Below are 10,653 nucleotides of genomic sequence, written 5' to 3' on the forward strand. Positions count from 1 at the left end.
GGCTCAGACCTCTGCCTCATCGCCCTTGGCGTTGGGACCGTGTTCAAACTCTTGGCTTACGAAACGTTTTGCGAAAAAGGCCAACTGGATCAGGAACAATGCGCACCCGATCGGGATAGCGAGATAGGGAATGCCGCGCGAAATCCCGGTGGACATGGTTTCCTTGTTCCAGCCGAATTCAACGAATTTAACGCCCAACCACAGCATCGTCGCCATAAAGGCAAACATGACGAAGACGATGCCCCAGCGCAGCAGGCGGGCCAGAGCGTCGGGCAGCAAATCCGGAATTGTCGTAATCGCGACCAAGCGACCTTCGCGCAAGGCAAGACCGGCACCGCAAAACGCGCCGAGGATCATCAGGTGTCTGGCGACCTCTTCAACCCAGGCAAGGGAGGTACCAAAACCGTACCGCCCCACCACATTGGCGAAGACGATTGCAAAAACCGTAGCCAGCGCCAAAGCCACCAGCGCCCGGTTCAACGCAACAATCCATGTTTCCAGAGTTTGCAAAGACGCCCCTCCCAATGCCGTCTCCTCGTGAGAATCAAAACTGGCATACAGTATGCTAATATGTCAACACTAACACATTGTATGCCAGACACAGGCCTGCTACTGTCGCACTGAGGAGAGTGACATGAGCCCATTCAACAGACCGAAATCATTGACGGAATTGGTGACCGAAAACCTGCGCGAGCGGATTATCAAAGGCGAGTTCGAACTGGGTGAGCAACTGTCTGAGGCTCGAATCGCCAAGAATCTTGAGGTCAGCCGCACCCCTGTGCGCGAGGCAATCAACCGGCTTGAGATGGAAGGTCTGTTGGTCGTTGAACCTCAAAGAGGCTCATTCGTGTTCAATCTGGAGCCCGAGGAACTCGCAAAACTTTGCGATGCACGTGTGTGCCTTGAAACAACCGCTTTGACCTTGGCCATGCAGGCGAACCCACAGGCGCTTCATGCCGCGCTTGAAAAATGCGTTGATCGGATGACAGCGGCCCGTGAGGCCGCGGATGATGCAGAATACCTTTACCTGGATACTCTATTTCACCAATGCCTCTTCGACTGCGCAGACAATCGGTTTCTGAATGACGCCTATCAAACGATTGCATTGAAAATGGCGGCGTTGCGCAGCCGGTTGGGTCATCACCCTGATCACATGGCTAAATCCTATCGGGAGCACATTGAGTTGCTTCAGTGCGTCCGGGATGGTGACGTTCCACAAGCCTTGGATGTGCTGAAACTCCATATAGACAGGAAAGAAGGATCTTATTGGAGCGATGCAACGCAGCCCGACGGAACAGGTTCAGGATAGCGTGCGATGAAACGTCTAACCTTGGGTGCCCAACCACGCGAGAACCTAGGCGATGCCGGGTCCATTTGGCCAGTTGGTTCTCGTTCTAAAGCACGGAGCATTCTGGCCGGATGAATAGCGTCAGATATCCTCTAACCTTAAGCTCGACCTCGCGTGTTGGCATCACGGAGATCACGCCCCGCAGAGGTTGACACCTAATCGGCCAAAGCTTGATTCAGCAAGCCGAACAGGCGGTGCGAGGGGAAAGGACATGAATAGTTCGAAACGGGTTTTATCCGGCGTGGCTCCAATCCCACGCCATAGCACCGGATGCTGTGTATGTTTGCGATTGGGTTCGGACCGCTAGACCTATTGGTTGAAATCGCTATCCGGCGTCCACAAGGCTTTCATCTAAGAATGGCTGCGCAACCGAGGGCCAGAACGGCAGTTTTCGTTTGGTAAGCGCGAGGTCGTGGAACGCAGGCTGTGTTCCGCCGGGGCTGGCAACCTGCAGGATGTGGTCCGAAATTTGGCTGAACGGGCCGTAGAAATGGAACAGCGATTTCACCGCCACCACCGATTTCTCGGCCAGCCGGATGCCGATCTGCTCGAAGGCTTCAGGATGGTAAACCTGAACACGCAGATCGTTGACCAGCAGGTCGATTTCTCCATCCAGGCGGAGCCAGACCACGGTGCCCATTGGTTCAAGACCAGTGCCGAGATGCTGACCCAGGCCCGTCTCGATATTCATAACTCTTGCAATCAGGTCGATCGGATCCCCTGAAACCACACCGGTTTTTCCGCCAAGCCGAAGCTTCAATCTGCTTCCAATGCCCGCATCCTGACAAATACGCACTACTCCGGGATCCCAGAACAGACCACTGGCAAAATGCGTCATTCCACGCGCCAGCATGCCTTTCAGCAAATGGGTGGCGTCGCCCGGCGCTCCTCCGCCTGAATTGTCACCCATGTCCGCCAGAACGTATAGACCGAACCGTGTACCAATGTGATCCAGCGCCTCGGAGATCGGTAGATACCGCGTGGTTACTTCGTTTCGCAACTCAAAGAAGCGCCGCCCCAACTCCTCGGCCAGTTGCGCGGCTAGTTGTGCTTGGCCATCTGCTATAACCAGCATCCGCGCGCCGACATCTTCGACATCTGCCCAAGGAAAACCGTGACTCAATGAAACCGACAACAGGCCGGGTCTGGCTTGAGCTGCGGCCATCTCGGCCACAAAATCCTTCATCGCCCCAGCCTTGGTCAGATAAAGGTTCATCATACGGGTATCAAAAAACGCCATCTTGGGCGCGATCTCACCCGCATGTGCCCGCTTTGCCAGATCAAACAGTTCGGCCGCGCATGCTGTTGCATCGTCATGCGGGTATTCTCTGAAATGCACGATCAGATCGCTGGCGTTCAGCATCTTCTTTGTCAGATGAGAATGCAGGTCCAGCGAAACGCCGATCGTTGCGTTTGGGCACAGTTTGCGAACGCGGGTCAGAATATCGCCCTCGCAATCCTCTATATGCTCGGCCACCATCGCGCCGTGCAGTTGCAGCAGGATGACATCTGCACCGCCACACTCCGCCAGATCAGACAAAATCTCGCCGCTCAGTTCGTCATAACAGCTGCGCGTGGTCAGACCGGCGGGTTCGGCTATGGCGGTCAGGCTTTCGACAACCTGCCAGCCCAGAGTTTCGGCCCTATCGCGCCACAGATGAAGCGCCTCCGTCATAAGGTTTGGAGGCTCTTGTGTCGCCGTACCATGCCGCAGGAAGTAGTCCTCAAAACCCGACATCGCAGTCGGCATCGTGCAAAACGTGTTCGTTTCTGTCGACAGTGTCGCAATGAAAAGCTTCATAAATTCCCTGTTCCCAACACGTCAAAGGACGGCTGCGTGAGCCATCCTCTGATCTTTGGCGATGCGATCACATTTCACCAGAGTTATTCGGCTTTCCACCAACGCTCCATAAAGCTGCTTCCGTCCAAATCCAGGTTCGAGCCGAATTTTTCGGGCGTGCCGACGCTTGGGCGCGTGGCAAAGACATATGAAGCAAACATCGGGATCGCGACACCGCCCTGATTGGCGACAATATCCTGCATCTCGCCATACATCTGGCGACGTTTTTCAGTGTCCAGTTCAGCCCGAGCCTCAACCAGAATCTTGTCGAATTTCTCATGCGACCAGAGAGATTCGTTCCAAGCGACACCGGATTGGAACGCCAATGAGAACATAAGATCCTCGACCGGTCGTCCGGCCCAATAGCTGGCGCACCAAGGTTTCTTCGTCCAGACCTCGGACCAATAGCCATCATTGGGCTCTCGTTTGACAGAAACGTTGATCCCGCATTTCGCGGCCGAGTTAGAAATCAGCGTCGCTGCGTCCACCGCGCCGGGAAATGCAGCGTCAGAAGACGAGAGTTCGACATCCAGCGACTCCAGACCAGCCTGTTTCAAATAGTATTTTGCCTTGTCCGGATCGAATGTCTTTTGTTCAAGCTCAGCATTGAAATACTTCTGACCGGACCCGATTGGATGATCATTGCCGACCTCGCCGTAACCCAGCAGAATCTTGTCGACCAGCTCTTGCCGGTCGATGCCCCATTTGATCGCCTGACGCACATTGTTGTCGCCAAACGGCGCGGCGTTGGTCAGCATCGGGAAGGAGTAGTGCTGCGTACCGGCTACCGAATGCAGCGTTACATTTGGATCACGTGAGACAAATTTGGCCGTCTTGGGATCAACCTTATCGGCAATGTCGACCGACCCCGCAGACAGCGCCGCCATCCGTGCGGTCGTATCCAGCAGCACCAAAAGTTTCCATTCGTCCACATGCGCGACATCAGGTTTCCAGTGGTTCCCGTGACGGGCCAAATCCGCCGAAATCCCTGGCTGGAAATCCTTCAACTGATAGGCTCCGCAACCGATACCGGATTGCCAGTCAATGCTGTCACCCTCTGCCGGCAGAATGGCAAAGCGGTAGTCGCTGAGGATAGCCGGGAAATCTGCGTTACCGCCCTCAAGCTCGAAAACGATGTTGTTTGGCCCGTCCGCACGCAGTTCCTTCACACCGGCCAACAGCGGCGCCCCAGTCGAGGTTGACCCTTCTCCGCGGTGAAAATTGATCGAGGCAATCAAGTCCTCAACTGTCACTGTACGACCATTGTGGAACTCGACCCCGTCGCGCATCTCGAAGGTCCAAACCGACGCGTCCGGCGAGGCCTCCCATGATTTTGCAAGTGACGGCTGCACGTTGCTGTCCGCGTCGATCGCAGTCAGGAAACCGTTCATGCCCAGGCTCAACGGAATCAGGAAACCCGCTGATATCTGCCCCGGATTGAGTTGCTCGGTCGTCCCGCCATGACCAATCCCGGCAATCATGCTGCCGCCCTTTTTGGGCGTGGCCGCAATAGCGCGATCCGCCAAAAGCGTTACGGCACCGACGGTCATGCCGGTTGCCAAAACACCGCGCATGAACTGACGACGATCCACCTGACGCAATTGCAGACGCTGTTCCATCTGCCGCACGTATTGAAATTTATCCATTGCTTGACCTTCCCTGAGCATTCTTCTGTTGCCCTCAAGATCACGCACCAATTTGAGCTTAACAATGACGCCACATTATGCTTTCTTTAGCGAGTTTATGCGACCAAATGCCGAACCACCGATGCACCAGAATTTAGCTGTAAACCTCCGTCACCTTTGTGCGGATTACCCGTCAGTGGCGGCTGTTTGCAGAGAGATTGGCATCAACCATCAGCAATTCGCGAAGTACCTCAATGGCCGCAGCATGCCCTCGCCAAATAACTTGCGCCGCATTAGCCGGTTCTTCGATGTGGGCGAGCATATCTTGCTGGGAGATCATGCAGAACTGCGGCGCCACACCACCCAACTCGCCAAAACCGAGGCGGATCGGCGACGAGACCCCCTGATCGATGTGTTCCCAGGTGATCTTCAACGGCTGCGGCCATTTCTCGGATCTTATCAAGTGTTCTTTCGCGCACCGAACGATCCAACCAAAGCCATTGTCAACGTTGCCTTTTTGGATGAGCGGAACGGGACGGTTTACAGCCGTGTCATCGAAGCCTTAAGCGAAGGAAAGTCATCGACGCGCCGCTGGACAAGATGTGATGGCAAAGCCGCCTTCCGCGCGGGGCAGGTTTTTGTTGTCGATTCAGAACGCGGTCCAGACGCGCCTCTCAGCCTGTACATTCTGAACAAACCCCATCGCGACAAGTCAAAGCTATTGTTCGGCACGATGTCTTATCTCGCTTCGTTGTCCGGTCGGACGCCGACCTCTTCGCCTGTTGTCTGGAAAAGAGCTGAAAACTATCGCTCTGTTCGAGAGCTGTTTTCGAAAAGCGGTATCGTCGATTTAAAAAGCACCAAACTGGATATGAGGATTCGGCAACACCTTCTCGGTGCACCCACAGACTCTGGTGCGAAGACTATTACTAAGTAGAAGAACCGCAGGGTACCTGCGTATTAGGGTCAGTGCCCATTTGTTTCTGCTGGTGGGGGTGGATCACGTCTCAATAGCGAGATCGGGAAACATGTCTGATCTTACCTTTTTTGCACGCCGTGTAATGCTATCTGCGGTATACGGTGTCCTATCGTGACCTCGAAGAGAACGTGGCTGAACGCGGCGTGCGGATGGATAACGGCACTTTCAACAGGTGAGTTGCTAAGTATTCGCCGATGATCGCAGTGTTCGCGGCGAATCGATCTACATCCATAGGACCGCCGGTGAAGCGGGAAATACCCTTGATTTCATGCTGTCTAAGCAGAAGAACCGTCCAGCGAAAGCAAGGTTCTTTGCCAAAGCGCAGTCTTAAAATGGAATTCCAGACACGACCGTGATCGACAAGAGTGGAGCCTCTGCGGCAGGCATTAGAGAAGTGAAAAAATCCTTAGTCGGTTTGGTTGCTCAGCCAAAATCCAAACAGTTAAGTCCAATTACTTGAACATCCTGATCGAGCAGGATCATCGCTTAGTCAAGCGACGCGCACGGCACATGTGCACGTTCTGATCCGCCTCGCGTACTCTGGACGGTATTAAGATATCCAACTCGATCCGGAAGCTGCAATTCTCTAGCTCCACAGCGGCTGGCTTTCGGCTATTTGCCGAGATCACAAGATAGGTTTGCCCAGTAAACCGCTAATTCCAGCTGTCCCAAAATTTTGCGACACATCCCATTTCCAGGTCTGATCATCCGCGCGATCTGAACCCAGACTTGCTGATGTCATAAAGTGCTCAAGGCCACTCAAAAACTTGCGATTTCTCTCATGCAGGTCGCAACGTTTCAGTTCAAGCTAGCCAAAAGATAATCTCCAACAATGGAGACTTCCTCTCCGCTCTTGACGTTGCGGGAGACAGCATAAGTGTTCTACCGGATTTCATTGCTGAAAATGGATTGGCTAGCGGGTAAGTCGAGCAGGTGATGTCAAGCTGGTCTATCAAGTTGTTTTGGCTGACGCTTTACTACCTCCATTCGAACAAGTCCCACCGATCACCGGGACGTCTGTCGAGTACTTTGAAAAAGTTGTGCAGGACTTCCCGAACCTGGAAACACAAGTTTGAAACCATTTGGGCCGCAAATCAGCTCTCGTTTTCAGGAAGGTCAGTCAGATCAAACGAAACTGTCTACGGGAGTATGACCAGGTGGTGTTGGGTTAGTCTATGAAGCAAAGGTCAAATTCTTCCGACGTTCAACAAGAACTGTAGAGCGTTACCGACTACTGCCTCAATAGAACTCCAAAACCTCACCAAATTGGTAATTCTCGTCAATCACTCTGAGCCAAACGTCAAACAACTCTGACCTAAAAACATACAGAGGTCGACTAAACACAATAGGATCCCTGAGAAAGCAAGCACTGAACAACAAGCGTCTAAAACTTCGTGCGGGTTTCATAAACCCACGAGAGCTCTCGGTTTGTTTCAGGCTAGACCGGTCAGAGAGATCATCCCGCGCTACAAATCAAGCGATCAAGCATTTCGAACTTCTGCTTTATGAACTCAAGAACGCGCTCCGACGAAGCCGGCATGCTTCTAGCGCTGAGCGTAACGCATCCCAAGTGCCGGTCGGGATCACCGATTTTTATCGGAAGTGCTGCCAAAGTTTTTTGTCTTTGCATCATGAAGACCACCGAAAAAGGCAAAACGGTTAGGGAGTCTGAACCCGTCAGAACGTTCACAACCGCACTCAAGGACCCGCCTGTGAAACTGATTTTGAGGTCTCGCATACCGATACCGTCCAGCGTGTTTCTCAAGTCACGAAACAGCGGGCTGTTTGCAGGTGGCGCGATCCAGGAAAACTCGGTGATATCTTCCAGCTTCACCTCTTTTTTGCGCGCCAATGGGTGCCCAACACGGCACGCAATGACGTTTCGACCAGGCAGGATTTGACGAAACTCGTACTCATCCGACACGTCTGCCGGGCGCATAGGAAGAATGGCCAAGTCCAGAGTTTCCGCGGACAACTGCGACAAAAGTTCAGTGGGGTATCCATAGGATTGGTCGATCCGAATATTGGGGTAATCGGCCTGAAACTCTGCAATCACGTTCGAGATGACACCGTCCATGAAGATCGGCGTGCCCGCAACCCGCACTGCACCGGCAATGCCCTGACGGTGTTCGTCCACAACGCGGCTTGCATGGCGACCCGCGCTTAGGATTCTTTGACCTTCCTGAGCAAGCGCAAGACCAAGCTCAGTGGGTTGCAAAGGTCTTCGGGTCGGCAGGAATAGGGGCTCTCCCACCCTGTCCTCCAAGAGAGAGACGCTTCTGGAGACACTGGGTTGAGATTTCCCAAGTAAAGCAGCGCCTTCGGTCAACCCTCCGGCCTCGACAATAGCCGCGAGAATCTCGAGATGTCTGGGATCAAGCTTCATAACCCAAAGTTATATTGATGGTCGGTAATTCGATCAAGAGGGCTGTCTTTGCCTGCTAGCGTTCCCCTCAGACCCGCAATCTATCGCTCGTCAGGAACGCGCCCAATGGCTCTCAGCACCACCAGCATCAATGGCCAGAAAGTCCGATTCGGCACAGGTTTGCGCAACAACATCTGCGCGGAGTTGGCGGAGCTGGGATCGAACAAAGCGCTGATCCTGTCGACGCCTCAGCAAGTTGATATGGCAATGGAGCTTGCGACAACCGTTGGGGATCGTGCTGCAGGCGTGTTCACTCGGGCAACAATGCACACTCCGGTCGGCGTGACCGAAGAAGCGGTTGAACACGCTTTGTCAGTCAAGGCCGATAGCATTGTCTCTATCGGTGGAGGTTCGACGATTGGCTTAGGCAAGGCGATTGCCCTTCGGACCTCTTTGCCACAAATCGCCATCCCGACCACATATGCCGGCAGCGAGGCCACCCCGATCTTGGGTCAGACTGAGGATGGCATCAAAACCACCCTTACAGACCCAAAGGTTCTGCCCCGCGTCATCCTGTACGATCCCGAACTTGTGGCGTCATTGCCGTCCGCAATGACCGTGACCAGCGCCTTGAACGCAATGGCTCATGCTGCCGAGGCGCTTTATGCCAAGGATCGCACGGATCAGACCACGGAATTGGCGATCGACGGCCTTAGGGCGTTTGCGGAAGGTCTGCCGACCGTTGTCGTAAGCCCCGACGACCTGAAAGCCAGAGAAGAAACGCAGCGTGGTGCATGGGCCTGCGGCACAGTTCTTGGTCTGGTCGGAATGGCGTTGCATCACAAGCTTTGCCATACGCTGGGCGGGTCCTTCAATCTGCCGCACGCGGAAACCCACGCGATCGTTCTGCCCCATGCCATAGCCTACAACACGGCGGGTGTGCCGGAGCTGCTGGCACCCGTGTCAGAAATTCTCGGCGGTTCTGAGCCCGGCCAGGCGCTTTGGGATTTTTCCAAATCCATGGGCGCACCAATGGCTCTTAGAGACTTTGGCCTGTCTGAGGCCGATCTGGATCGTGCCACCGGAATCGCACTCAAGAACCCGTATTGGAACCCGCGGCCGGTCACTGCTGATGGGCTGCGGGCGCTTCTTCAAAACGCGTGGGCGGGTAATGCCCCCAGCGTTTGACTTCACCGTGTCAAGGGAGGGACACATGATCACACGACGCAAATTGCTGCAATCCAGCGCTGCAACCGGCCTCGGCCTAGCCGCCGGCACGCTCGCTGCGCCCGCTATCGCTCAGGGCGCCAAGATCAAGCTGGGCTATGTCAGCCCGCAATCAGGTCCTCTGGCCGCCTTTTCTGAGGCCGACAAGTTTATTCTCGACAATTTCGCCGCATCTGAGGCCGGTGCGAATTTCGAAGTCATCGTCAAGGACAGCCAGTCGAACCCGAACCGGGCAGCAGACGTGGCGGGCGAGTTGATCGTGGATGATGAGATCGACCTCATGCTGGTCGCTTCAACACCCGAAACGACCAACCCGGTTGCCTCGACCTGTGAGGCTGAGGAAGTGCCGTGTATTTCCACTGTTGCGCCATGGCAGCCGTGGTTCATCGGCCAACAGGGCAATCCCGGCGATCCAGCCAGCTGGGAGCCGTTCTACTACGCCCATCACTTCTTCTGGGGCCTTGAGGACGTTATCTCAGTCTTTACGGCGATGTGGGGCCAATTGGAGACCAACAAGCAGGTCGGTGCATTGTTCCCGAATGACGGTGATGGCAATGCTTGGGGCGACCCGAATGTGGGCTTCCCGCCGGTTCTATCCGAGTTGGGATATAGCCTGACAGATCCCGGACGGTACCAGAACCTGACCGACGATTTCTCGGCGCAGATCAATGCGTTTCGTCAGGCGAATGTTGAAATTGTAACCGGCGTACCGATCCCGCCTGACTTCACTACCTTCTGGAGTCAGGCAAAGCAGCAAGGTTTCACCCCTAAGGCGGCGAGCATCGGCAAGGCCATCTTGTTCCCGCAAGCCGTCGAAGCCTTGGGCAACGCAGGCAACAACCTGAGTTCCGAGGTGTGGTGGTCACCGACGCATCCGTTCTCATCGTCGTTGACCGGCGCAAGCTCGGCTGAATTGGCTCAGGGTTACATGGCCGCCACCAGCCGCCAATGGACCCAGCCCATCGGCTTTGTGCACGCACTGTTTGAAATGGCCGCTAACGTCATGGGACGTGTTGATGACGCAGGTGACGGGGATGCAGTGGCTGAGGCCATCGCTGCCACGCAGTTGGATTCCATTGTTGGCCGGATCGCCTTTGATGGTGCGGGCTTGCCACCCTTCGCTGCGCAGAACGTTGCGAAAACGCCCTTGGTCGGAGGGCAGTGGAGGCTGCTCGACAATGGCAGCTACGACCTCGTGATCGTCGACAACTCTTCAGCACCCGAAATTCCGACTGCGGGTGTGATGGAAGAAATCTCCTGATCGCAATG

8 protein-coding genes are annotated in these 10,653 nt (G+C 54.9%); 4 read left to right on the forward strand and 4 right to left on the reverse strand.

Annotated elements, in window-relative coordinates:
- Nucleotides 1-3: 3 nt before the first annotated feature.
- Entirely contained in the window at nt 4-510 is a 507-nt protein-coding gene (locus ACR0KL_RS21285; RefSeq protein WP_170680898.1) for a TRAP transporter small permease, read from the reverse strand.
- 124 nt (nt 511-634) lie between these two features.
- Between ACR0KL_RS21285 and ACR0KL_RS21290 the strand changes: the two genes are divergently transcribed.
- Nucleotides 635-1,309 (forward strand): GntR family transcriptional regulator, encoded by a 675-nt coding sequence (locus tag ACR0KL_RS21290; protein WP_170680896.1) that lies wholly within the window; start codon nt 635-637, stop codon nt 1,307-1,309.
- 364 nt (nt 1,310-1,673) lie between these two features.
- Here ACR0KL_RS21290 and ACR0KL_RS21295 read toward each other — a convergent pair whose 3' ends face one another.
- Both ACR0KL_RS21295 and ACR0KL_RS21300 read right to left on the reverse strand, forming a co-directional pair.
- On the reverse strand, nt 1,674-3,149 hold the full coding sequence (locus tag ACR0KL_RS21295; RefSeq protein ID WP_480777476.1) for a M81 family metallopeptidase: 1,476 nt from the start codon (nt 3,147-3,149) through the stop codon (nt 1,674-1,676).
- Nucleotides 3,150-3,232: 83 nt separating this feature from the next.
- The gene (locus ACR0KL_RS21300; protein WP_480777477.1) at nt 3,233-4,834 is read right to left on the reverse strand and encodes an ABC transporter substrate-binding protein; all 1,602 of its coding nucleotides are present in this window, start codon (nt 4,832-4,834) and stop codon (nt 3,233-3,235) included.
- Nucleotides 4,835-4,898: 64 nt separating this feature from the next.
- On the opposite strand from ACR0KL_RS21300, the gene ACR0KL_RS21305 reads away from it, so the two are divergent.
- On the forward strand, nt 4,899-5,750 hold the full coding sequence (locus tag ACR0KL_RS21305; protein WP_170680892.1) for a helix-turn-helix domain-containing protein: 852 nt from the start codon (nt 4,899-4,901) through the stop codon (nt 5,748-5,750).
- Nucleotides 5,751-7,248: 1,498 nt separating this feature from the next.
- On the opposite strand, the gene ACR0KL_RS21310 is transcribed toward ACR0KL_RS21305, so the two are convergent.
- Entirely contained in the window at nt 7,249-8,178 is a 930-nt protein-coding gene (locus tag ACR0KL_RS21310) for a LysR family transcriptional regulator (protein WP_170680891.1), read from the reverse strand.
- 105 nt (nt 8,179-8,283) lie between these two features.
- Here ACR0KL_RS21310 and ACR0KL_RS21315 point away from each other — a divergent pair, with 105 nt between their 5' ends.
- A complete protein-coding gene (locus tag ACR0KL_RS21315; protein ID WP_170680890.1) occupies nt 8,284-9,345 on the forward strand; it encodes a maleylacetate reductase in 1,062 nt (353 codons plus the stop codon).
- A gap of 25 nt (nt 9,346-9,370) precedes the next feature.
- Nucleotides 9,371-10,645, forward strand: a complete 1,275-nt coding sequence (locus ACR0KL_RS21320) for an ABC transporter substrate-binding protein (RefSeq protein ID WP_480777478.1) — start codon at nt 9,371-9,373, stop codon at nt 10,643-10,645.
- Nucleotides 10,646-10,653: the final 8 nt, after the last annotated feature.

Source organism: Ruegeria sp. C8 (assembly GCF_056537565.1).

Bases quoted from the DNA above. Each gene is read 5' to 3' on its own strand.
- ACR0KL_RS21290 (WP_170680896.1), top strand. From the start codon at position 635: ATGAGCCCATTCAACAGACCGAAATCATTGACGGAATTGGTGACCGAA.
- ACR0KL_RS21295 (WP_480777476.1), bottom strand. From the start codon at position 3,149: ATGAAGCTTTTCATTGCGACACTGTCGACAGAAACGAACACGTTTTGC.
- ACR0KL_RS21300 (WP_480777477.1), bottom strand. From the start codon at position 4,834: ATGGATAAATTTCAATACGTGCGGCAGATGGAACAGCGTCTGCAATTG.
- ACR0KL_RS21305 (WP_170680892.1), top strand. From the start codon at position 4,899: ATGACGCCACATTATGCTTTCTTTAGCGAGTTTATGCGACCAAATGCC.
- ACR0KL_RS21310 (WP_170680891.1), bottom strand. From the start codon at position 8,178: ATGAAGCTTGATCCCAGACATCTCGAGATTCTCGCGGCTATTGTCGAG.
- ACR0KL_RS21315 (WP_170680890.1), top strand. From the start codon at position 8,284: ATGGCTCTCAGCACCACCAGCATCAATGGCCAGAAAGTCCGATTCGGC.
- ACR0KL_RS21320 (WP_480777478.1), top strand. From the start codon at position 9,371: ATGATCACACGACGCAAATTGCTGCAATCCAGCGCTGCAACCGGCCTC.